The sequence below is a fragment of the Pseudomonas sp. GW821-FHT02H09 genome (genome assembly GCF_059421425.1).
Genome location: NZ_JBWKVA010000014.1, coordinates 42,690 through 65,500 on the forward strand (window position 1 = coordinate 42,690; position 22,811 = coordinate 65,500).

At 59.5% G+C, this 22,811-nt stretch carries 26 protein-coding genes; 5 read left to right on the plus strand and 21 right to left on the minus strand.

Going from position 1 to position 22,811, the window contains the following annotated elements; translation table 11 throughout:
- The first annotated feature begins 114 nt into the window (after positions 1–114).
- The 3 genes from AC07VR_RS19065 to AC07VR_RS19075 all read left to right on the plus strand — a co-directional run bounded on the left by AC07VR_RS19065 (position 115) and on the right by AC07VR_RS19075 (position 2,965).
- On the plus strand, positions 115–1,029 hold the full coding sequence (locus tag AC07VR_RS19065) for an urea transporter (protein ID WP_494994179.1): 915 nt from the start codon (positions 115–117) through the stop codon (positions 1,027–1,029).
- 21 nt (positions 1,030–1,050) lie between these two features.
- A complete protein-coding gene (locus tag AC07VR_RS19070; protein ID WP_495012194.1) occupies positions 1,051–1,875 on the plus strand; it encodes an ion transporter in 825 nt (274 codons plus the stop codon).
- Positions 1,876–1,966: 91 nt separating this feature from the next.
- Positions 1,967–2,965 (plus strand): sulfate ABC transporter substrate-binding protein, encoded by a 999-nt coding sequence (locus AC07VR_RS19075; protein ID WP_495012195.1) that lies wholly within the window; start codon positions 1,967–1,969, stop codon positions 2,963–2,965.
- A gap of 60 nt (positions 2,966–3,025) precedes the next feature.
- On the opposite strand, the gene AC07VR_RS19080 is transcribed toward AC07VR_RS19075, so the two are convergent.
- The 11 genes from AC07VR_RS19080 to ccmA all read right to left on the minus strand — a co-directional run bounded on the left by AC07VR_RS19080 (position 3,026) and on the right by ccmA (position 11,403).
- Positions 3,026–3,595 carry a hypothetical protein gene (locus AC07VR_RS19080; protein ID WP_494994293.1) on the minus strand — a complete coding sequence of 190 codons (570 nt, stop codon included), beginning with the start codon at positions 3,593–3,595 and terminating at the stop codon, positions 3,026–3,028.
- Positions 3,596–4,090: 495 nt separating this feature from the next.
- Positions 4,091–4,489: a hypothetical protein gene (locus AC07VR_RS19085; RefSeq protein ID WP_495012196.1), complete on the minus strand. Its 399-nt coding sequence runs from the start codon at positions 4,487–4,489 to the stop codon at positions 4,091–4,093.
- Between the two features lie 14 nt (positions 4,490–4,503).
- Positions 4,504–5,712 (minus strand): c-type cytochrome biogenesis protein CcmI, encoded by a 1,209-nt coding sequence (gene ccmI / locus AC07VR_RS19090; protein ID WP_494994183.1) that lies wholly within the window; start codon positions 5,710–5,712, stop codon positions 4,504–4,506.
- Positions 5,705–6,178 carry a cytochrome c-type biogenesis protein gene (locus AC07VR_RS19095; RefSeq protein WP_494994184.1) on the minus strand — a complete coding sequence of 158 codons (474 nt, stop codon included), beginning with the start codon at positions 6,176–6,178 and terminating at the stop codon, positions 5,705–5,707. The genes ccmI and AC07VR_RS19095 overlap by 8 nt, the downstream gene beginning before the upstream one ends.
- Positions 6,175–6,711: a DsbE family thiol:disulfide interchange protein gene (locus AC07VR_RS19100; protein WP_495012197.1), complete on the minus strand. Its 537-nt coding sequence runs from the start codon at positions 6,709–6,711 to the stop codon at positions 6,175–6,177. The genes AC07VR_RS19095 and AC07VR_RS19100 overlap by 4 nt, the downstream gene beginning before the upstream one ends.
- Positions 6,708–8,696 carry a heme lyase CcmF/NrfE family subunit gene (locus AC07VR_RS19105; RefSeq protein ID WP_494994186.1) on the minus strand — a complete coding sequence of 663 codons (1,989 nt, stop codon included), beginning with the start codon at positions 8,694–8,696 and terminating at the stop codon, positions 6,708–6,710. Before AC07VR_RS19105 ends, AC07VR_RS19100 begins: the two co-directional genes overlap by 4 nt.
- Positions 8,697–8,699: 3 nt before the next feature.
- Entirely contained in the window at positions 8,700–9,155 is a 456-nt protein-coding gene (ccmE, locus tag AC07VR_RS19110; protein WP_494994187.1) for a cytochrome c maturation protein CcmE, read from the minus strand.
- Entirely contained in the window at positions 9,152–9,328 is a 177-nt protein-coding gene (gene ccmD, locus AC07VR_RS19115; RefSeq protein WP_494994188.1) for a heme exporter protein CcmD, read from the minus strand. The genes ccmE and ccmD overlap by 4 nt, the downstream gene beginning before the upstream one ends.
- Positions 9,325–10,080 carry a heme ABC transporter permease gene (locus AC07VR_RS19120; RefSeq protein WP_494994189.1) on the minus strand — a complete coding sequence of 252 codons (756 nt, stop codon included), beginning with the start codon at positions 10,078–10,080 and terminating at the stop codon, positions 9,325–9,327. Before AC07VR_RS19120 ends, ccmD begins: the two co-directional genes overlap by 4 nt.
- Before the next feature lie 76 nt (positions 10,081–10,156).
- On the minus strand, positions 10,157–10,825 hold the full coding sequence (gene ccmB, locus AC07VR_RS19125) for a heme exporter protein CcmB (protein WP_494994190.1): 669 nt from the start codon (positions 10,823–10,825) through the stop codon (positions 10,157–10,159).
- Positions 10,822–11,403 (minus strand): cytochrome c biogenesis heme-transporting ATPase CcmA, encoded by a 582-nt coding sequence (ccmA, locus tag AC07VR_RS19130; RefSeq protein WP_495012198.1) that lies wholly within the window; start codon positions 11,401–11,403, stop codon positions 10,822–10,824. The genes ccmB and ccmA overlap by 4 nt, the downstream gene beginning before the upstream one ends.
- A gap of 249 nt (positions 11,404–11,652) precedes the next feature.
- Between ccmA and fliK the strand changes: the two genes are divergently transcribed.
- Positions 11,653–13,224, plus strand: coding sequence for a flagellar hook-length control protein FliK (fliK, locus tag AC07VR_RS19135; RefSeq protein ID WP_495012199.1), 1,572 nt, complete (start codon positions 11,653–11,655; stop codon positions 13,222–13,224).
- Positions 13,221–13,550, plus strand: coding sequence for an EscU/YscU/HrcU family type III secretion system export apparatus switch protein (locus AC07VR_RS19140; RefSeq protein ID WP_495012200.1), 330 nt, complete (start codon positions 13,221–13,223; stop codon positions 13,548–13,550). Before fliK ends, AC07VR_RS19140 begins: the two co-directional genes overlap by 4 nt.
- A 171-nt stretch (positions 13,551–13,721) precedes the next feature.
- Here AC07VR_RS19140 and AC07VR_RS19145 read toward each other — a convergent pair whose 3' ends face one another.
- From AC07VR_RS19145 to AC07VR_RS19190, 10 genes are all read right to left on the minus strand, one after another.
- Positions 13,722–14,114: a DUF2802 domain-containing protein gene (locus AC07VR_RS19145; protein ID WP_494994194.1), complete on the minus strand. Its 393-nt coding sequence runs from the start codon at positions 14,112–14,114 to the stop codon at positions 13,722–13,724.
- The gene (locus tag AC07VR_RS19150; protein ID WP_008024622.1) at positions 14,115–14,600 is read right to left on the minus strand and encodes a chemotaxis protein CheW; all 486 of its coding nucleotides are present in this window, start codon (positions 14,598–14,600) and stop codon (positions 14,115–14,117) included.
- Between the two features lie 75 nt (positions 14,601–14,675).
- A complete protein-coding gene (locus tag AC07VR_RS19155; protein WP_495012201.1) occupies positions 14,676–15,551 on the minus strand; it encodes a CheW domain-containing protein in 876 nt (291 codons plus the stop codon).
- A gap of 31 nt (positions 15,552–15,582) precedes the next feature.
- Positions 15,583–16,371 (minus strand): ParA family protein, encoded by a 789-nt coding sequence (locus AC07VR_RS19160; protein WP_494994196.1) that lies wholly within the window; start codon positions 16,369–16,371, stop codon positions 15,583–15,585.
- A 50-nt stretch (positions 16,372–16,421) separates the two neighbouring features.
- Positions 16,422–17,309 (minus strand): flagellar motor protein MotD, encoded by an 888-nt coding sequence (gene motD, locus AC07VR_RS19165; RefSeq protein WP_495012202.1) that lies wholly within the window; start codon positions 17,307–17,309, stop codon positions 16,422–16,424.
- Between the two features lie 11 nt (positions 17,310–17,320).
- A complete protein-coding gene (locus tag AC07VR_RS19170; protein WP_494994198.1) occupies positions 17,321–18,061 on the minus strand; it encodes a flagellar motor protein in 741 nt (246 codons plus the stop codon).
- Entirely contained in the window at positions 18,061–19,194 is a 1,134-nt protein-coding gene (locus AC07VR_RS19175) for a protein-glutamate methylesterase/protein-glutamine glutaminase (protein ID WP_495012203.1), read from the minus strand. Before AC07VR_RS19175 ends, AC07VR_RS19170 begins: the two co-directional genes overlap by 1 nt.
- Before the next feature lie 49 nt (positions 19,195–19,243).
- Positions 19,244–21,472: a chemotaxis protein CheA gene (locus AC07VR_RS19180; protein ID WP_495012204.1), complete on the minus strand. Its 2,229-nt coding sequence runs from the start codon at positions 21,470–21,472 to the stop codon at positions 19,244–19,246.
- Between the two features lie 27 nt (positions 21,473–21,499).
- Positions 21,500–22,288, minus strand: coding sequence for a protein phosphatase CheZ (locus AC07VR_RS19185; protein WP_494994201.1), 789 nt, complete (start codon positions 22,286–22,288; stop codon positions 21,500–21,502).
- Between the two features lie 30 nt (positions 22,289–22,318).
- A complete protein-coding gene (locus AC07VR_RS19190; protein WP_003183998.1) occupies positions 22,319–22,690 on the minus strand; it encodes a chemotaxis response regulator CheY in 372 nt (123 codons plus the stop codon).
- Between the last annotated feature and the right edge of the window lie 121 nt (positions 22,691–22,811).

The window sequence follows — 22,811 nt, forward strand, 5'->3', positions numbered from 1 at the left end:
CGCTCCCACAGTTGATTTGTGTTGTTCGCAGATCTGACAACTGAACAAAGATTCAGTGTGGGAGCGAGCCTGCTCGCGATGGGGGCGCCTCGGTTTACCAGACATAGACTCGAAATGCCCTCAAACCACTTCAACACCCACTGCCCCGACTGGGCCACTGCCCTGCTCAACGGCTTCAGCCAGATTTTCCTCCAGCGCCATCCGCTGTTTGGTCTGCTGTGCCTGCTGGCCATTCTGTTTACTGCTCCAGCCTTGCTCGGCGGTGCGCTGCTGGGCGGTGTCGCCGGGTTGCTCACCGCGCAACGTCGCGGTTATGCCAAGGCTGAGCGTCAGGCCGGTCTGTTCAGTTACAACGGTGTTTTGCTCGGCTTGCTGCTGAGCCTTTATTTCCCCTGGTCAGCGATGTTGCCGCCGCTGATCATCGCCTGCGGTGGCCTGAGTGCGATACTCACTCAGCAATGGCTCAAGCGCGCCCGCGATCAGCATTGCCTGCCCGCCTACACCGCGCCCTTCGTTGGATTGAGCTGGTTACTCCTGAACTTTGCTGCACCCCAGTCTCCTGCACCCTTGATTGAAATGAACACCCTCAACCTGGTCGCAGCCTCGTTGAAAGGGCTTGGTCAGGTCATGTTTCTGGGTCATCCGCTGGCCGGTGCACTGATTGCTATCGGATTGCTGATCGCCGACCGCCGCGCTTTCTTATGGGCGCTGCTGGGTTCTGCCGCGGGTCTGTGCTTTGCCTTGCTGCATCACGAAACGTCAAACGCGCTGCTGGGTTTGAGCGGTTACAACGCAGTGCTCGCCGCCCTTGCCTTCAGCCAGCAACGTCGCCAACCCTGGCTACCGTTGTTCGGCATTGCCCTGGCCATACTGCTGACACCCGGCTTCAGCGCCTTGGGCCTATCGGCGCTCACCGCACCCTTCATCCTCGCCTGCTGGCTGATCCGCGCCGGCACCCGCGTACTGCGTCAGGCCGCCGTGGACAGTGCGCCTTGCGCTATCAGGGACAATCACCCTAGGCTGCGCTGATCATTGCTTCAGGCGCTCTCCATGAACAGCAGCAAAAACTGGCGTGAACCGCTTTACGTCATGATTTTCCAGACCGACACGATGGCCGGAAGACGTTTCGACAGCGCACTGCTGTTAATCATCCTCGCCAGTCTGGTGATCGTGATCCTCGACAGCATCAACAGCGTCCATCAAAACTACGCAGACCTGCTGGCCTACATCGAGTGGGGCTTCACGGTCATCTTCGTCATCGAGTACGGCTTGCGTCTGTACTGCTCGCCCAAGCCGCTGCGTTACGCCTTCAGCTTCTACGGACTGGTGGACCTGCTGGCCATCGTCCCGGGGATCCTCGCGCTGTACTACAGCGACGCTCAGTACCTGCTGATCATCCGGATCATCCGGATGCTGCGGATTTTCCGCGTACTCAAGCTCAGCCCGTACCTGAAACAGGCCAACTACCTGCTGGATGCCCTGCGCGGCAGCAAACAGAAAATCCTCGTGTTCCTGCTCAGCGTCTGCACCCTGGTGACCGTGTTCGGAACGCTGATGTACGTGGTCGAGGGCCCTGAACACGGCTTTACCAGCATCCCCAAGGGGATCTACTGGGCGATCGTCACTCTGACCACCGTCGGTTATGGCGATATCGTGCCCAAGACGTCACTGGGACAAGTGATCTCGGCCATGGTGATGATCACCGGCTACTCGATTATCGCCGTGCCCACCGGGATTTTCACTGCGGAACTGGCCAGCGCCATGCGCGGCGCCCAGTTGCAGCACAACTGCCCGGTGTGCCCAAAAAACAATCATGAACACGACGCAGCGTTCTGTTCACGTTGCGGCAATGCGCTATTCAAAAAAATAGAATAAGCAAAGTTCTTTTTAATCTTTAAAGAGATATGAAGCCCCGGCTATAGTCGCTGGCAACTTGCATCACTTTTAATAGAACAAGGAATGCGCAGTGAAAAGACTCTTTAGCGCCTCACTTTTGGCCGCTGGCCTGGCCTTGGGTAGCGTGGCTCAGGCCGCACCGACCCTGCTCAACGTTTCCTACGACGTGATGCGAGATTTCTACAAAGACTACAACACTGCCTTCCAGAAACACTGGCAAGCCGAGCACAACGAAAACATCACCCTGCAGATGTCCTTCGGCGGTTCCAGCAAACAAGCCCGGTCGGTCATCGACGGCCTGCCGGCTGACGTCATCACGATGAACATGGCCACCGACATCAACGCTTTGGCCGACAATGGCAAACTGGTTCCCGACAACTGGGTCACCCGCCTGCCGGACCACAGCGCGCCGTTTACCTCGGCCACCGTGTTCATCGTCCGCAAAGGCAACCCGAAAGCCCTGAAAGACTGGCCGGACCTGCTAAAAGACGGTGTGCAAGTCATCGTGCCGAACCCGAAAACTTCCGGCAACGGCCGCTACACCTACCTCTCGGCGTGGGGCTACGTACTGAAAAACGGCGGCGACGAAAACAAGGCCAAAGAATTCGTCGGCAAGCTGTTCAAGCAAGCGCCGGTACTCGACACCGGTGGCCGCGCCGCCACCACGACCTTCATGACCAACCAGATTGGCGACGTGCTGGTGACCTTCGAAAACGAAGCCGAAATGATTGCCCGCGAATTCGGTCGCGACCAGTTCGAAGTGATCTATCCGAGCGTCTCCGCCGAAGCAGAGCCACCAGTGAGCGTGGTCGATAAAGTCGTCGACAAAAAAGGCACCCGCGCCGCAGCGGACGAATACCTGAAGTACCTCTGGTCTCCAGAAGGTCAGGAAATCGCTGCCGCCAACTTCCTGCGACCACGCGACCCGAAGGTCCTGGCCAAGTACACCGACCGCTTCCCGAAAGTCGACTTCCTCTCGGTAGAGAAAACCTTCGGTGACTGGCGAACCGTGCAGAAGACCCACTTCAACGATGGTGGAGTTTTCGATCAGGTCTACAGCGGGCAATAAGCGCTGGGCTCCCATGAAAAAGGCGACCTTCGGGTCGCCTTTTTCATGCCGGAAAGATGCTCACATGGGTGGCGTCACGCCATCCTTGCCGGCCGAAATCGATTGAGCAGTCAGCGTACCATCGACGCTTTGCGAGGCGAACAACACAACTTTGACCCCAACCTTGAGCAGGCTGCGATCGCCCGGAGCCAGGTTGACGATGGGCACGTCATCCGGCACCAGGATTGTCTGTTGGCCGCCCTTGTAATTGACCGTCAGGGTGCGCCCGTTGCTGACCACCAGATCACCGACGCTACCATTGGTCATGCTGCTGCCCTTGACCAGATCGAAGGGTCGATGGCCATCGCCGGTGCCAGCCATTTGTGGGGGGAACACGTGAACCTCCAGCGCCTTGAGCGTCCCATCCGCCTGCGGCACCGCGGCCGAACCGATGTAGCTGCCAGGTTTAATGTCTTCGATGTTGGCCAGGGTCACCGCGCGCACCACGGTGTTCGGGGTGAGGTTGATGGTCACGTTTTCTCCGCTATTGGCGCGCACCTGCATCACGTCCCCGGCGACCTCGATGATTTCACCGCGTACGGCGACGCGCATACCCGGAGCGTCCTGGGTCTGAGCGGCGCCTGCGGGCATCAATGCCAATAAAATGATGGCCCACGCCAGTGCCGTACTTCGTATCACGCTGCTGCAAATCTGATTCATGGGTTTGGCTTCCTTTGAGGAAACATCCAAGAGAGACGCTGGAGAGCCGGTCACATTCATAGAGTGTAGATAGCACAAGCAAGCTATCTAACGAGATTTGAGCGAATGTCTCATCGGACGCTGACGTCGGACACAGGTGAGCGGCGCGCCTTTGGTGCTGCGATCGCCAGTGCACTGCACGAACAGGGTGGGCGGTTGTGAATCGTGATCATCGGCAGCACGCTTGCGCTGTTGGCGTTGGTGCGGTTTTTGAGTGTATCCGGGAAAGGGTCGCTGGCGGCTGTGTAATGCTCAAAAGCTTCGCCAGCAAGCGAAGCGCCGCCCGGCCCTGTCCTGCAAGTTCCGCGCCCCCCATGAATCAGGGGGTACTCGGTGGGTGTAGGAACTGTCGCCAGGCTGCGATCCTTACCGGCCACGCAACGCGATTCAATCGTGGAACTGACGCCCCAATCCCGATGGCACGCCGTGGATATCCGTCTCTTCCCAAGGCCCGTTCGGGCTGACGGAGCGGCTCCAGCCGTTGTTCCAGCGGTAGTAAGTGCGCTGGCGGTAGAAGGTGTTGGTCTGATCGTCGAGGACGTAGACACCCAATCGCGCATCCCAATGGCTATTACCGCCCGGTGGTGGGGCGAAGCTGGCGGACGTGCGTGGCAGCGACTTGGCGGGTTTCGAGGGTGTCGTCGGCGTACTGGGCTTTTTTGCTGGAACCGGCTGAGTGCCCGGCCCCGAAGGCGGGATGGGTGGCAAGGTGGTCGGCTGCTGGACCGCACATGCGCTTAATCCCAGGACCAGACTGAGCAGAGTGATACGAGCGATGGTGGTCATAAGCGACTTCTCTGTTATTTATCCGGGCTGTCGATGGTCAGTTGTTGCGACGCTGTGGTGCTGCTGGCCAAGGGCTGGCTGCGACCGATCCATTCGCCGGCAGTCGGTTGGCCGGCGCGGGAGATGCGCGCAACCAGTTGGACTTCAGGGAAGTTCGACAGTTTCAACTGCGGCATCATCGCGTCGGCATCCCCCAACTCGACGGTCGCAGGCAAATCAGCAACGGTCAGACGCTTGGCGGCCAATGGCGCAGGTGGGCCGGAGGTGGCGCGGGCGAAGATGAATACACTGTCGCCCGGCTGGACCTTGGCTTTCAGATCCGCCGCCAGATCGACACGAACCTTGAGCAGTGCCGCAACCTTCGCCACAACCGCCGGGGCTTGAGCGACTTTGCCACCACTGGCCTGCAGTTTTTCACTGGCCCGGGCGATCCCGCCTTGCAGCGCAGTACGGGAGTTATCATCTGGCGGCAGTTGCGCCAGCAAACGATTCCAGTAGTCGATGGCGTCCTGATAACGCTCGCCTTCAAAGGCGGCGATGCCCAGCAGGCCAAGGCTGGTGACTTCTTTCGGGTCAGCCTTCAGCGCTTCGTCAGTCAGCGCCTGAACCTTGTCCGACCATTTTCTGTTATCGGCAAAGTACTGCGCCTGAGCCCATTGGCCGAGCAGTTCCGGCTGAGGACCGGCCAACGCCACGGTGCGCTCGAAGATCTTCGCCGCATCCGCCGGGCGATCCTGGGCCATGTAGGTTCGACCGAGGAAGTACAGGCCTTCAGCCGAGTCCGGCTGCGCGGCGACGGCACGCTCAAGACGGCGGGTCATCTCTTCCATTGATTGCGGCGCCTGGGCGAATTCGCGGGTCAGTTCGACCTTGTCGCTGGCACCGAAATGCAGGTACAGACCAAGGCCCAACACCGGCACCAGTATCGCCGCCAGCAACGGCAGCGGCTTGCCCAAACGCGAAACCCGCGCGGTGTCGGCGCCTTCGGTGTCGTTCAGCAGTTCACGGACCGCTTCCGCGCGGCCGGTGTCCATTTGCACTGGAGTGAGTACGCCCTCTTCCTGCTGAGTTTGCAACTCAGCCACGCGCTCCTGGTAAAGCACAACGTTCAGCGCGGTACGATCCTCTTCACGCTGGGCACGGCGGCCGCGTAAAACAGGGATCAGCAGAAAACTCAGGGCAACTGACAAGAGCAGACCTGCAGCGAGCCAGAAATCAATCATTCTTATCGTTATCCAAAAGTTGATCGAGGCGCTTGCGCTCATCAAAGGAAAGCGTATCCGGGGCATCAGTGCGCTGTACGCGACGCCGGCGGATGATCACGCCAATGATCACCACACCACCGAGCAACAGCCCCGCCGGACCGAACCAGAGCAACGCGGTTTTCGAGGTCAGGGCCGGTTTGTAGCGCACGAAATCGCCGTAGCGATCGACCATGAAGTCGATGATCTGCTGATTGTCTTTGCCCTCGCCGAGCATGCGGAAAATCTCTTTGCGCAAATCAGCGGCAATCGGTGCGTTGGAATCAGCGATGTCCTGATTCTGGCACTTGGGGCAACGCAGCTCTTTGGTCAGCTCACGAAAACGCTCGCGGTCGCCGTCATTGGCGAACTCGTAAGTGTCGATCGCGGCGTGAGCCACACCTACGATGCTCAGGCCGAGAACGGCCGCGGCTATCCAGCGCTTCATGGCTTGGCCTCATCGACCAGCGCCTGATATTTGGCGGCCAGTTTTTCACGCCAGACCGCTTCGTCGATCACCCCCACGTACTTGTCGCGGATGATGCCTTTGCTGTCGACGAAGAAGGTTTCCGGCGCGCCATACACACCGAGGTTCAGGCCCAGAGAGCCCTCCCCGTCATGGATATCCAACTGATACGGGTTGTGAAACTCACTCAACCACTTCAATGCCGCGGCATTGTCGTCCTTGTAGTTGATGCCGTAGATCAGCACGCCCTGTTGGGCCAGTTTGTTCAGCACCGGGTGTTCGACCCGGCAGGAAACGCACCAGGTGGCCCAGACGTTGACCAACGCCGGTTTGCCGATTAGATCGGCCCGGGTCAGGGTCTTGCTGTCTTGCACAGACCGCAACGAGAACGCCGGGAATGGCTTGCCAATCATCGCCGACGGCAGCTCGGCCGGGTCCAGGTACAGCCCTCGGTAGAGGAACACCGCCACCACCAGAAACAACACCAGCGGCAACAACATTATCCAACGCTTCATGCAGTGGCTCCCGACATGCCCAGTGCTTCCCGCACACGGCTTTTCACCTTGACCCGATAACGTCGATCCAGCGCCGCCAGCAAGCCACCCAGACCAGTGAGCAAGCCACCGAACCAGATCCAGCGCACGAACGGTTTGACGTGCACCCGGACCGCCCAGGCGCCATCGCCCAGAGGTTCGCCCAGGGCAACGTACAGGTCACGAGTGAAACCGGCGTCGATCCCGGCTTCGGTCATCATCGAGTTCTGCACAGTGTAGAGACGTTTTTCCGGGTGCAGCACGGTGACTTCCTTGCCGTCGCGAATGACACGAATAGCGCCTTTGTCGGAGGTGAAGTTCGGGCCTTCGAAGTGCCTGGCGCCTTCGAAGATGAAATGGTAACCGGCCAGGTCCATGGATTCGCCCGGCGCCAGACGCAAATCACGCTCAGCACTGTTCTGGCTGGAAAGCACCACGCCCAAGGCGCAGACCGCGATCCCAAGGTGCGCAACCTGCATGCCCCAATAGCTACGGGTCAGGGTTGGCAGACCTTTGATCAGGCCTTTGTGGCGGGTTTTGTCGAAGATGTCTCGCACACCGGCCAACAACACCCAGGCAGCGAGCATGAAGGTGGCCAGCACGGCCCAGTTGAAGTCGCCATATGCGATGCCGGCCACCACGGCCAGCGCGGCACTGCCGAGCAGCACAGGGGTGAGCATGCTCCCCAGCCATTTGACCGGGGTGTCCTTCCAGCGCACCAGCATCCCGACCGCCATCACCACCATCAGCAGCGCCATCAACGGAATGAACAGCGCATTGAAGTACGGCGGGCCGACCGACAACTTGGCGCCGGTCAGGGCATCGAGCACCAGCGGGTACAGGGTGCCGAGCAGAATCATTGACGCGACGACGACCAGTACCAGGTTGTTGCCCAGTAGCAGGGTTTCCCGCGACCACAGGTTGAAGCCGACATGGCTCTTGACCACCGGTGCACGCAACGCGAACAACGTCAGCGAACCGCCGACCACGAACAGCAAGAAGATCAGGATGAACACGCCGCGCGCAGGATCAGAGGCGAAGGAATGCACCGAAGTCAGCACGCCGGAACGCACCAGGAAGGTTCCCAGCAGGCTCAGGGAGAATGCGGCAATGGCCAACAGCACGGTCCAGCTTTTGAACACGCCACGTTTTTCGGTAACGGCCAGCGAGTGAATCAACGCGGTACCGACCAGCCAAGGCATGAAGGAAGCGTTTTCCACCGGGTCCCAGAACCACCAGCCACCCCAGCCGAGTTCGTAGTAGGCCCACCAGGAGCCGAGGGTGATGCCAACACCGAGGAAGGCCCAGGCGACGATGGTCCATGGCCGCGACCAGCGAGCCCAGGCCGCATCAAGACGACCGCCAAGCAAGGCAGCGATGGCAAAGGAGAACGCCACGGAGAAACCGACATAACCCATGTAGAGCATTGGCGGATGAACGATCAAACCAATGTCTTGCAGTAACGGGTTGAGGTCGCGACCGTCGGTAGGAACCTGCGGCAGGATGCGCGCGAACGGGTTGGAGGTGAGGATCAGGAACAGCAGGAAGCCAGTGCTGATCATGCCCATTACTGCCAGCACCCGCGCCAGCATCACTTGCGGTAACTGCCGGGAGAACACCGACACTGCGAAGGTCCAGCCACCGAGGATCAGCGCCCAGAGCAGCAACGAACCTTCATGGGCACCCCATACGGCGCTGAACTTGTAGTACCAGGGCAAGGTGCTGTTGGAGTTACTGGCGACATAGGCGACAGAGAAGTCATCGGTCATGAAGGCGTAGGTCAGGCAGCCGAAAGCGAATACCAGAAAGGTAAACTGCCCCCAGGCCGCCGGCTGAGCCAGACCCATCCACAGCCGATCACCGCGCCAGGCACCCAGCAACGGCACGATGGCCTGAACGATGGCAAAGCACAGGGCCAGGATCATTGCCAGGTGGCCCAGCTCGGGAATAAAGAGTGCGGAAGTCATCGATTAACCCTCTTTGGCTGGTGAAGGCGCCGACTGACCGCTGTCTTTCAGGGCCTTGCTCACTTCCGGCGGCATGTACTTCTCGTCGTGCTTGGCCAGCACTTCGTCGGCCACAACCACGCCATCACCATTGAGCTTGCCGAGGGCGACAATGCCCTGCCCTTCGCGGAACAGATCCGGAAGGATGCCGCGATACGTGATGGTGACGGATTTATTGAAGTCGGTGACGATGAATTTCACGTCCAGAGAATCTCCGGAGCGTTGCAGCGAACCCTTCTCGACCATACCGCCGGCACGAATGCGGGTGTCTTGCGGCGCTTCGCCGTTGACGATCTGGGTCGGGGTATAGAACAGATTGATGTTCTGCTGCAAGGCGCTCAAGGCCAGGCCAACGGCACTTCCGACCCCTACCAGGATCGCGAGGATGATCAATAGACGCTTTTTACGCAGCGGATTCACTTGCCGTTCTCCCGGCGCAGACGACGCGCCTCTTGTTGCAGATAACGTTTGCGGGCCAGGACCGGCGCCGCGACGTTGAGGGCCAGCACTGCAAAGCAGATGCCATAGGCTGACCAGACATATAAACCGTGATGACCCATGGCGAGAAAATCACCGAAGGATGCAAAATTCATCGTGCAGCCTCCAGAGTATTCAGCACCTGATCCTTGACCCAGCTGCTGCGGGCTTCACGCTTGAGCACTTCAAGGCGCATGCGCAACAACAGCACCGCACCGAAGAAACAATAGAAACCCAGTGCAGTCAGCAGCAGCGGCAGCCACATTTCGGCGGGCATGGCCGGTTTCTCAGTGAGACTGAATGTCGCACCTTGATGCAGTGTGTTCCACCATTGCACCGAGTATTTGATGATCGGTATGTTGATCACACCGACGATTGCCAGCACCGCACAGGCCTTGGCCGCGCTGTCACGATTGCTGATGGCATTGCCCAGCGCAATGAGACCCAAGTACAGAAACAGCAGAATCAGCATGGACGTCAGTCGTGCATCCCAGACCCACCACGAGCCCCAGGTCGGCTTGCCCCAGATCGCCCCGGTGAGCAGCGCCACGGCGGTCATCCAGGCACCGATCGGTGCCGCGCATTGCAGCGCGACATCGGCCAGTTTCATCTTCCACACCAGTCCGACAATGCCGCACACCGCCAGCATCACATAGCAGGACTGCGCCAGCATGGCGGCCGGGACGTGGATGTAGATGATCCGAAAGCTGTTGCCTTGCTGGTAGTCCGGCGGCGCGAACGCCAGGCCCCAGACCACACCGACGCCAATCAGCAGCAACGCCGCAACACTCAGCCAAGGCAGCAGTTTGCCGCTGATGCCGTAAAACCACTTGGGCGAGCCGAGCTTATGAAACCAAGTCCAGTTCATTACTGTTTCCATCACGGTTGCTGCTCGCTATCACGAGCCGCCAGGGTCTTTACTGATCAAAACTGACCAGACCTCATTATTCGCCGACGCTGATCTTCAGACTAGCGGCTATTGCAAAGGGTGTCAGGGTTATCGCCAAGGCAGTCAGGCTACCAAGCCACAGCAGATACCCGGTCGCCGGCATGCCCTGCAATGCCGCCTGCAAGGCGCCACTGCCGAGAATCAATACCGGGATGTACAACGGCAGAATCAACAGCGCCAGCAGGAGTCCACCACGCTTCAACCCAACCGTCAGCGCCGCGCCCACCGCACCGAGCAGGCTCAACACCGGTGTACCCAGCAACAGGGAAAGCAGCAACACCGGCAGACAGGCGGTAGGCAAACCGAGCATCAAGGCTAGTAACGGTGCGAGCAAAACCAGTGCCAGGCCGGAAAACGCCCAGTGTGCCAGTGCCTTGGCCAAAACCAGAAGAGGCAGAGGGTGCGGCGAAAGGACCCACTGCTCCAGTGATCCATCCTCGAAATCACTGCGAAAAAGCCCGTCCAGCGAGAGCAGGACGGACAATAAGGCCGCTACCCAGACCAGTCCCGGAGACAAGGTTTGCAACAATTGAGTCTCAGGACCGACCGCCAACGGAAACAACGCGATGACGATTGCGAAGAAAACCAGAGGGTTGGCCAGTTCCGCCGGACGCCGAAACAACAACCGCGCCTCACGGGCGACCAGTAGTCCGAAAACACTCATACGGCCCAGCGCCCCAAATCGATGTCACGATAACCGGCAGGCATGCGGTTCAAGGTGTGGTGAGTGGTCAACACCACCATCCCGCCCTTTTCACAGTGAACGGCCAGATGCTCTTCGAACTGCGCCACACCTTGTTTGTCGAGGGCGGTAAAGGGTTCGTCAAGGATCCACAGCGGTGGGCTGTCCAGATACAGCCGGGCCAGGGCCACGCGGCGCTGCTGACCTGCGGACAAGGTGTGACACGGCACATCCTCGAAACCGCGCAAGCCCACCGCTGCCAGCGCTTCCCGGATGGCCTCAAGGCTGGCCGGCTGATGCAGGGCGCAGAGCCAGCTGAGGTTTTCTTCCGGGGTCAGCAAATCCTTGATCCCGGCAGCGTGGCCGATCCACAGCAGGTTGCGCGCCAGTTCGCTGCGCTGCGCGGTCAACGGCTGGCCATTGAGCAGCACCTGGCCGCTGGTCGGATGCATCAACCCGGCGAGCAGGCGCAGCAGACTGGTCTTGCCGCTGCCGTTGGGGCCGCTGATCTGCAACATGTCGCCGCCCGCCAGACGAAATTCGAGGTTTTCGAAGAGCATCCGCCAGTCTCGCTCACAGGCGAGCGCTACGGCTTCTAGAAGAGGGCTGGTCAAGAGATCGCGGGCCTTTACGGTTCAAGTCGGCGGTGGAACGGCCGTTATAGTGATGCAGAATAGATGTATTAGCGGCCTGTACTAGAGAGCTGCGTCAAACATTTGCGATGTTTTTAGCACTCCGCTGATAACGGGGCGGCATTATACATGCTGTACCCCGCCCTCAAGAGGGCAATTTCCACAGGCTGCGACCCGATGACAGGCGAAATGAACATCCTCCCGCTGCCGCAGCCAAGCCCCGGCGTCACGCGCCCGGCCGTGGTGAGTGGTGAGTTGCTCACGCTTGCGCAACCGCTGGAAGGCTTGATCGCCGCCGGGCAAACTGCCAAGGCTGAAGTGCTGTCGCTCAAACAAGCGGATCAGACTTTTCAGTTGCTGCTTAAGGTCACCCTCGACAGCGGTCGCCAGACCACGGTTCAGGCCACCAGCAACCAGCCGCTGCCGCAAGGCACCAGCCTGGCGGTGAGCCAACCGTCGGCCGGCAATCTGGCGATCACAGTGCAGCAGGCCATCGCCTCTAACGTCGCCACCCTCACCCGCCTGGACACTTCACAATTACCGGTCGGCACCTTGTTGCAAGGCAAGGTACTGACCACCCAACTGATGCCGCAAGCCACTGGCCAACCGGCGGTGTATCGCTCGCTGGTGAGTTTGCTCAATACCGCGCTCAGTGGTAGCACCTTGAGCATTGACAGCCCACAGCCGTTGCGCATCGGCACGTTGCTCAGTGCCATGGTCCAGGATTCGCAAACCCTCAGCTTCGTGCCGCTGAGCAGTCGCCAGGAACAGTTGGCCGTGGCGCAACAATTGATCGCCCAACAAAGCCGCCAGGGCTCGCTGGACGGGCTGATCAACGCGCTGCAAAACCAGGTGCCGTCCGACGCGACATCGGCCGACTTGCGCGCCGCGATCGACCAGTTGCTGGCCGGGTTGCCGGACGCTCAGCAACTGAGCACGCCAAAAGGACTGGCCCAGGCACTGGTCAACAGCGGTCTGTTCCTTGAAGCGAAATTACTCGCCGGTCAGAACCCGTCGCTGACACCGGACATGAAAGGCAATCTGCTGCGATTGATTGCGCAAATTACCCCCGACCTGCCGGGCAACACCAGTTTCAACGCGATCATCGCCGCCAATACCCTGGCTCAGGTGCTTCCAGGTTTTGTGCGCAGCGCCCTCGGCACCCTCGGTCAGGTCAGCGCCAAACCCCAGCCAACCAACTTCCCTCTACCCTCACGTTTACTGCAAAGCCTGGAGGGCGAAGGCGACCTGGAACACTTGCTGCGTTTAGCCGCTGCGGCCGTTTCGCGCCTGCAAAGCCATCAACTGTCGAGCCTGGAGCAGACGGGTATCACCGCCAATGGCAATCTACAAACCACTTGGCAGCTGGAAATCCCCATGCGCAACCAGCAAGACATTGTGCCGCTGCAGGTCAAGTTCCAGCGCGAAGACGCATCGACAAAGGAACACAACGAAAAACCCGCCGAGCGCGAGCCAAAACAGCGGTTGTGGCGAGTTGAGCTGGCCTTCGACATGGAGCCCCTCGGGCCGCTGCAGGTTCAGGCGCAGCTGGTTTCGGGAAAGCTCTCCAGCCAGCTCTGGGCCGAACGCCCCTACGCCGCCAGCCTGATCGAGAGTCATTTGGGCAGTTTGCGCGCCCGGTTATTGGCGTCGGGGCTCAATGTAGGCGACCTGAATTGCCACCTCGGCACTGCGCCCCAAGGCAATCAAACCCGTCTCGAACAACGCTGGGTCGACGAAACCGCATGAAAAACCCCACCCCACCCCGCCAGGCCATCGCCCTCAAATACGATGGCCACCAGGCCCCGACCCTCACCGCCAAGGGCGACGACGAACTGGCCGAAGCGATCCTGAAAATCGCCCGCGACTATGAAGTGCCGATCTACGAAAACGCCGAGCTAGTAAGACTATTGGCAAGAATGGAACTGGGCGACAGCATTCCGGAGGAGTTATACCGGACCATCGCCGAGATCATCGCCTTTGCCTGGAACCTGAAAGGCAAGTTCCCCGAAGGCCATGACCCGCAGGCGCCGAGGGTGGAGCGGGATGTGACAGATCGGGGGGAGGATTATTGATCAGCAAGATGAACGCAGGCCCCGTAGCAGCTGGCGAAGGCTGCGTTCGGCTGCGCAGCAGTCGTAAATTCACTGCTGGCGGTATATCAGGATAACCGAGGCGGCCGGATTGCGACCGCTCCGCGGCCGAACGCAGCCTTCGGCAGCTGCTACGTTGACCGCGTCACTTTTTTAACCCTTATGCAACTTGCTCATCAACTCGGCTTCGGCCTGGGTCAATCCGCAGGATTGGGTCAATTCGTCGACGCTGGCGCCCATTCCGACCAGGCGTGCAGCCTGGGCAAATGACAGGCTGGTCGGATCGCGCTGCTCCAGTTGGGTCAGTTTGTCCGGCAACGGCCTGACCACCGCGCGCAGTTCGTGCAAGTCCTCGCCCATGCGCACGCTACCGTTCTGGTAATCGTCAACGCGCTTTGCCAGATCCTTGATGCGCTGATCACGCAACGCATCACCCTGAGCCTTGAGGATGGCCTGCTGCCGCTGTTTACGGGTGTAAGCCAGGAAAATTGCCAGGGTCCCTACCCAGAGGAGCCCCAGCACAATCACAGCAACCTCGAGAATCAATCAGATACTCTCCAGTTCCGACCACTCTTCTTCGCTCATCATCTTGTCCAGCTCGACCAGGATCAGCAACTCGTTGTTCTTGTTGCACACGCCCTGAATGAACTTGGCCGACTCTTCGTTACCGACGTTTGGCGCGGTTTCGATCTCGGACTGACGCAGGTAAACCACTTCCGCCACGCTGTCGACCATGATCCCGACGACTTGTTTGTCGGCTTCGATGATCACGATACGGGTGTTGTCGCTGATCTCGGCGTTCATCAGACCAAAGCGCTGGCGGGTGTCGATCACGGTGACCACATTGCCGCGCAGGTTGATGATGCCCAGCACGTAGCTTGGCGCACCCGGCACAGGGGCGATTTCGGTGTAACGCAGGACTTCCTGAACGCGCATAACGTTGATGCCGTAGGTTTCATTGTCCAGCTTGAAGGTTACCCATTGCAGGATCGGATCTTCGGAACCTTTTGCAGACGACGCCTTATCATTCATACCCTGACCCCTCGAAAAACCGCCTGTGCGGTGTATGTTCTGGCCGACCGCATCTTGTATGCGGCCAGGTGCTTGTTATGTAGGTTTGTGGATCGGCTTGCGGCCGTTCATGTGTTTGGCACCGCCACTGGCGATCAGCTCCGCCAGCTCCGAGACATCCAGCAACGCGCACATATGCTCGATTACCGTGCCGGCCAGCCATGGCCGCTGACCACGATGGCTACGCCATTTGATTTCGTTCGGGTCCAGGCGCAAGGAACGGCTGACCTGATGCACCGCCAGCCCCCATTCATAGCCCTGAACCGAGATCACGTATTGCAGGCCCTGGCGGAAATCATCGCGGTAACGATCCGGCATGACCCAGCGAGCGGTATCCAGCACTTTCAGATTGCCAGCCTGGCTCGGCAGAATCCCGAGGAACCATTCCGGCTGACCGAACAGCGGCGTCAACTCGTGACCGGCCAGGGAATAGATGGAACCCAGGCACACCAGCGGCACTGCGAGCGTCAGACCGGCCACATCGAACAGCAGGCATTCGAACGGCTCGGCTGCCCACGACGGGCGACCATCGTTTTCCACAGGTGGCGGTGTGTTGCTCGGCGGCAGATGGACTTCGGCCACCGGCTCGACCAACGCTTGCAACATTGGTGCGACCAGTGAAACCGGCGCGAGAATCGGCGCAGGCGCTTCCAGCACCGGCACGGCAATCGGCATCGGCGCCTGCACCCGCACGGCGGCAGCTACAGCCGGAACGGCCATGCCTCGCTGTTGCGCATCACGGGCCTGCTCTTCCAGCACGGCGGCTTGAAACTCATCCAGCGTGTCTTGCGGCGCTATGACCTCAGTCAACGCTTCGAGCTCAAGCTCCTCGGTCGCGTCCTGCAACAACGCGTCCAGATAAGACTGCAGCGCCAATTGCGGGCGAGTAGTGATTTTTACCGGACTGTTCATTGGAACACTCCCCGCAGAAAGAAGCGTCATCTCAGGCCACCTGTGGGACGAGTTGCAGGGAAAGCAGGTGCTTGAGCAATGACCGATAGGCCAGAACCCCACGACTTTTGCCGTCGAACCGAGAAGGCGTCAGCCCTGCCCGGCTGGCATCGCGCAAACGGGTATCGACCGGAATGTAGCCTTGCCAGATGTCCTCGGGATACATGTCGCGCAGTACCCGCAATGTGCCCATGGACGCCTGGGTTCGGCGATCGAACAGGGTTGGCACGATGCAAAATGGTAACGCCTGCTTGCGCGAACGATTGATCATCGCCAGGGTGTTGACCATGCGCTCGAGGCCTTTGACCGCCAGGTGTTCAGTCTGTACCGGGATCACCAACTGCTGGCTGGCCGCCAAGGCATTGACCATCAGCACGCCGAGCAACGGAGGGCTGTCGATCACCGCGTAATCAAAATCCTGCCACAACTGCGCGAGGCTCTTGGCGATCACCAGACCCAGACCGCTCTGCCCTGGTGACTGACGCTCAAGGGTCGCCAGCGCGGTGCTCGAGGGCAACAGGGAAATGCGTTCGTCACTGGTGGGCAGCAGCAGTTGACCGGGCAACCCCGCCGGCACGCTACCCTTGTGCAGGAACAGGTCGTAGCTGCTGTGTTCCAGGCTGTCGGGGTCATAGCCGAAGTAGCTGGTCATGGAGCCGTGGGGGTCGAGATCAACCACGACCACGCGCTTGCCCGCCTCAGCCAGCAAACCGGCTAGAGCGATGGAGGTGGTGGTTTTACCGACACCACCCTTTTGATTGGCAACTGCCCAGACTCTCATTCAGATTGTTCCTCCCGGTCGAACAGGCTCAACCGAGAAATAGCGCTAAGTTATAGGGCGGGCGACGGAGAATTGACGGCACTCTCTCGTCTCGTCGACTTTACGGACGAGGGTGCAGTTTGTGTGCCAGCACGCTTCAATGCGGCATCGGGTTTGGCATTTGCCGTGCCGGTGCCCGTCAGACTGCGGCGCACATCGAGGTTGCGCGACACCACCAGCACCACGCGGCGATTGCGCGCACGGCCTTCGGAGGTCGCGTTATTGGCCACCGGCTGAAATTCACCATAACCGACCGAAGCCAGACGGCCCGGATTCACTCCTTCCATGGCCAGCATGCGCACAATGCTGGCGGAGCGAGCTGACGACAGCTCCCAGTTAGTCGGGTATTGCGAAGTGCGGATCGGCTGATCATCGGTGAAACCTTCAACGTGAATCGGGTTGTCGAAGGGCTTCAGAATTTTCGCCACCTTATCGATGATATTGAACGCGACATCGCTGGGCATGGCGTCACCGCTGCCGAACAGCAGGCTGGAATTCAATTCGATTTCGACCCACAACTCGTTACCGCGGATGGTCATTTGATTGGAGCTGATCAAGTCACCGAACGCGGCGCTGATGTCATCGGCAATGGACTTCAACGGGTCGTTACTCGCCTGAGCAATGCCCGCGTCAATCTGCTCGCTGTCCTTGACCAACGGCTTGGCCGGCGTGACCGTCTGGGGCCGCTCGTCACCGATGGGAATCGGCTTGAGGGTGCGTTGCGAGTCGTTGAACACGCCGATCAGGGCTTGGGAAATCTCTTTGTATTTGCCTTCGTTGATCGACGAGATCGAATACATCACCACGAAGAAAGCAAACAGCAGTGTGATGAAGTCGGCGTAGGACACCAACCAACGTTCGTGGTTGACGTGCTCTTCAGGTTGGCGACGACGTGCCATGGGCTACTCCATTAGTCCATGAAGCCCTGAAGCTTCAACTCAATGGAACGAGGGTTCTCACCTTCGGCTATCGACAGGATTCCTTCGAGCAGCATTTCGCGATAACGCGACTGGCGCAACGCGATGGACTTGAGCTTGCTGGCAATCGGCAGCAATACAAGGTTGGCGCTGGCCACACCGTAGATGGTCGCAACGAACGCCACGGCGATCCCGCTGCCCAGTTGCGAAGGGTCGCCCAGATTGCCCATGACATGGATCAGGCCCATGACAGCACCGATAATGCCGATGGTTGGCGCATAACCGCCCATGCTTTCAAAAACCTTGGCAGCGTCGGTGTCACGGCTTTCCTGGGTGTAGAAGTCCACCTCGAGGATGCTGCGGATCGCTTCCGGTTCGGCGCCATCGACCAACAACTGCAAGCCTTTGCGCGAGTAGCTGTCGGGCTCGGTATCAGCCACGCCTTCAAGACCCAGCAAACCTTCCTTGCGGGCGATCAGGCTCCAGTTCACCACCCGATCGATGCCACCGGGCAGATCGACACGGGGCGGAAACAAAATCCAGATAAAGATCTGCATGGCGCGTTTGAAGGCGCTCATTGGCGACTGCAACAACGCAGCGCCGACGGTGCCGCCCAACACAATCAGCGCCGCCGGGCCATTGGCCAGTGCGGTGAGATGACCACCTTCCAGGTAATTGCCACCAATGATGGCGACAAACGCCATGATGATCCCGATAAGGCTTAAAACATCCATCAGAGGCAAGCCTCGACCAGATGTTTGCCTATATCGTCCAGGCCGTACACAGCATCCGCCAGATCGGCTTTGACAATGGCCATCGGCATGCCATAGATCACGCAGCTGGCTTCATCCTGGGCCCAGATGGCGCTGCCACCCTGCTTGAGCAGACGCGCGCCTTCGCGACCATCGGCACCCATGCCGGTGAGCACCACCGCCAGAACTTTGTCACCGTAGGATTTGGCTGCCGAACCAAAGGTGATGTCCACGCTCGGCTTGTAGTTCAGACGCTCGTCGCCCGGAAGGATTTTCACCGCGCCACGGCCATCGATCATCATTTGCTTGCCACCGGGTGCCAGCAAAGCAAGGCCTGGACGCAGAATATCGCCGTCCTCCGCTTCCTTGACAGTGATGCGGCACAGCTTGTCCAGGCGCTCGGCAAACGCCTTGGTGAAGGCCGCTGGCATGTGCTGGATCAGCACGATCGGCGCCGGGAAATTTGCTGGCAGCTGAGTCAGCACCCGCTGCAACGCTACCGGGCCGCCCGTAGACGTACCGATGGCGACCAGTTTGTAGGATTTGCGTTTCGGTGCGGGCGAGCTCGGGCTGGCCGCAGGAACACGGGCAGGCATCGGCGCGGGTGCGGGACGTACAGGCGCGCTGCTGCCGAAAGTGCTGACAGAGGGCGACGGTGCAGGCACGGGCGCAGCGGCCGGTTGCGAGGCGAGTTCGCTGTAGGCACTGAAACGACGGTTACTGCGCGAAATGCTGTGAACCTTCTCGCACAGCAGTTGCTTGACCTTCTCGGGATTACGCGAGATGTCTTCGAAATTCTTCGGCAGGAAGTCCACCGCACCGGCATCCAGAGCGTCGAGGGTTACCCGGGCGCCTTCATGGGTCAGCGAGGAGAACATCAATACCGGAGTCGGGCAGCGCTGCATGATGTGCCGCACCGCCGTGATGCCATCCATCATCGGCATCTCGTAGTCCATGGTGATCACGTCTGGCTTGAGGGCCAGCGCCTGATCGATCGCTTCTTTGCCGTTGGTCGCCGTACCGACGACCTGGATGCTCGGATCCGCTGAAAGAATTTCCGAGACGCGGCGGCGGAAAAACCCCGAATCGTCCACCACCAGGACTTTGACTGCCATAAACACTCCGTTAGACGGAGCGAGGCTCAGTCGCCCCGCTCCATCAGAATCAAATACGCCGTGCGGCGTAACGCTTGAGCATGCTCGGAACATCGAGAATCAGCGCAATGCGGCCGTCACCGGTGATGGTGGCGCCGGACATGCCCGGGGTTCCCTGAAGCATCTTGCCCAATGGCTTGATGACCACCTCTTCCTGACCGACCAGTTGATCGACGACAAAGCCGATCCGCTGGGTGCCCACTGAAAGGATCACCACATGGCCTTCACGCTGCTCTTCGTGAGCGGCGGAAGCGACCAGCCAGCGCTTGAGATAGAACAGAGGCAGCGCTTTGTCGCGCACGATCACCACTTCCTGGCCATCGACCACGTTGGTGCGCGACAGGTCGAGATGGAAAATCTCGTTGACGTTGACCAGCGGGAAAGCAAAGGCCTGGTTGCCGAGCATGACCATCAGCGTCGGCATGATCGCCAGGGTCAACGGGACCTTGATGACGATCTTCGAGCCCTGGCCCTTGGTCGAGTAGATGTTGATCGAACCGTTGAGCTGGGAAATCTTGGTTTTCACCACGTCCATGCCCACACCACGACCCGACACGTCGGAAATCTCGGTTTTGGTCGAGAAACCTGGTGCAAAAATCAGGTTGTAGCATTCGGTGTCGCTCAGACGATCAGCGGCATCCTTGTCCATCACACCGCGTTTCACCGCAATGGAACGCAGGACACTCGGGTCCATGCCCTTGCCGTCATCGGAGATCGACAGCAGGATATGGTCGCCTTCTTGCTCGGCCGCCAGAATCACCTTGCCGCCACGGGACTTGCCCGATGCTTCGCGTTCTTCCGGGGACTCGATACCGTGGTCGACCGCGTTGCGCACCAAGTGGACCAACGGGTCGGCCAGGGCCTCGACGAGGTTCTTGTCGAGGTCGGTTTCTTCGCCGACCAGCTCCAGGTTGATCTCTTTCTTCAACTGGCGAGCCAGATCGCGTACCAGTCGCGGGAAGCGACCGAAGACTTTCTTGATCGGCTGCATCCGGGTTTTCATCACCGCGGTTTGCAGATCGGCCGTCACCACGTCGAGGTTCGACACGGCTTTGGACATGGCTTCATCGCCGCTATTGAGGCCCAGACGGACCAAGCGGTTACGGACCAGCACCAATTCGCCGACCATGTTCATGATCTCGTCCAGCCGCGCGGTATCGACCCGCACGGTGGTCTCGGCTTCACTGGCCGGTTTTTCCGATGACGCAGCCGCAGGCGCTCTGGCTGCAGCCGGTGCAGGAGCCGCCGGTTCTGGGGCTTGGGCCCTGGCTTCAGGTGCTTTTGTGACCAGCTGTGCAACCACTTTGGCAACAGGCGCCGCCACTACCGCAGTCGCAGCAGCAGGTACTTCAGTGAACTTGCCTTTGCCGTGCAACTCGTCAAGCAACGACTCGAACTCATGATCGGAAATCAGATCACTGCCAGCCGCCAGAGCACTTGGCAGGGCAGCAGCTGGCACCGAAGCGATCGCCGCATCCAGTGCATCTACCGCGAATGTACCTTTGCCGTGCAACTGATCGAGCAATGCTTCGAATTCGTCGTCGGTAATCTCGTTGCTGGCCGCTTCGCCCTTTGGCGCAGCAGGCTCAGCTTGTGCCGTGACGGCGTCAACGGCGAACTGGCCCTTGCCGTGCAACTGATCGAGCAACGACTCGAACTCGGCATCGGTGATTTCATCGCTGCCTGGAGCCGCTGGAGCCAGCTGAACCACCGCAGGCGTCTCTGCCTGGGCTTTGACCGCATTGAGCGAATCGAGCAGCTGTTCGAACTCATTGTCGGTGATGTCGCCCGATTCGCTCTCGACGACAGGTTCGGCGCTCACTTCAACCGCCGGTGCAACATCGGCAGCGGCAGGCTCGGCCAGCCGCGCCAACGCTGCCAATAATTCAGGTGTTGCAGCGGTGATCGCGGTGCGCTCGCGGACTTGGGTGAACATACCGTTCACGGCATCCAGCGCTTCCAGAACCACGTCCATCAATTCCGAGTCGACCCGACGCTCACCCTTGCGCAGGATGTCGAAGACGTTCTCGGCGATGTGACAGCACTCCACCAGCTCGTTGAGCTGGAGGAAGCCGGCGCCCCCTTTTACAGTGTGAAAACCGCGAAAAATTGCGTTGAGCAAGTCCGCATCATCTGGTCGGCTTTCAAGCTCAACCAGTTGTTCGGACAGTTGCTCAAGAATCTCGCCGGCCTCAACCAGGAAATCCTGAAGGATCTCTTCATCGGCGCCGAAGCTCATGTGTATGGGTGCTCCTGATAAGTCGGCCTAAAATCCAAGGCTGGAAAGCAAATCGTCTACATCGTCCTGACCGGACATAACGTCTTCACGTTTATCGGCATGAATCTGCGGACCTTCACCCTGAGACAGATGTTTTTCCGGATCTTTTTCCGCGAGGATCGATTCGCGGTCATGTTCAATGCCCGCAAACCGGTCGACGTGACTGGCCATCAACACGAGTTTGAGCAGATTGCTTTCGACTTCCGTGACCAATTGGGTCACGCGCTTGATCACCTGGCCTGTGAGGTCCTGGTAATCCTGAGCCAGCAGGATGTCGTTGAGATTGCTCGACACGACACGAGTCTGTTGCTCGCTACGCGTCAGGAAACCGTCTACCCGCCGGGCCAGTTCACGGAACTCCTCGGCACCGACTTCACGACGCATGAACCGTCCCCAGTCCACGCTCAAGGCCTGAGCCTCGGTGCTCAGGCCATTGACCAACGGGGTGCTGTTCTCGACCAGGTCCATGGTGCGGTTGGCCGCAGCCTCGGTCAGCCTGACCACATAGGACAGGCGCTCAGTGGCATCCGTGATCTGTGAAACCTCCTCGGCTTGCGGCATGTGCGGGTCAATATGAAAATTGACAATTGCGCTATGCAGCTCGCGGGTGAGCTTGCCTACCTCTTGGTACAGGCCGCGATCACGGGTCTGGTTGAGCTCATGGATCAGTTGCACGGCGTCGCCGAATTTACCTTTTTCAAGGCTTTCGACCAGTTCGCTGGCATGTTTTTTCAGGGTCGATTCAAAATCGCCCAGTGAAGATTCGTTATGCTCCATAGCTCCCCCGTGGCGGACTGGCTCCGCATATCAACCGATGCGCTCGAAGATTTTTTCGATCTTCTCTTTCAGCGCCTGAGCCGTGAATGGTTTGACCACATAGCCGTTCACGCCGGCCTGAGCGGCTTCGATGATTTGCTCGCGCTTGGCTTCGGCCGTCACCATCAACACCGGCAGGTGCTTGAGCTTTTCATCGGCACGCACGTGGCGCAGCAAGTCGATACCGGTCATGCCGGGCATGTTCCAGTCCGTTACCAGAAAGTCGATGCTCCCGCTGTTGAGGACCGGAATCGCGGTAGTACCATCATCCGCCTCGACCGTGTTGGTGAACCCAAGGTCACGCAACAGGTTTTTTATGATCCGCCGCATCGTTGAGAAGTCATCAACGATGAGGATTTTCATGTTCTTGTCCAATTCGACCTCCAAGCAGTCTTAAAACGCGCCCAGCACCTGAACGCGCCATTCAATCAATTCGGCGTAACACTCAACGGTTGCATGGAGCACAACGGGCCGTGACCGGTGC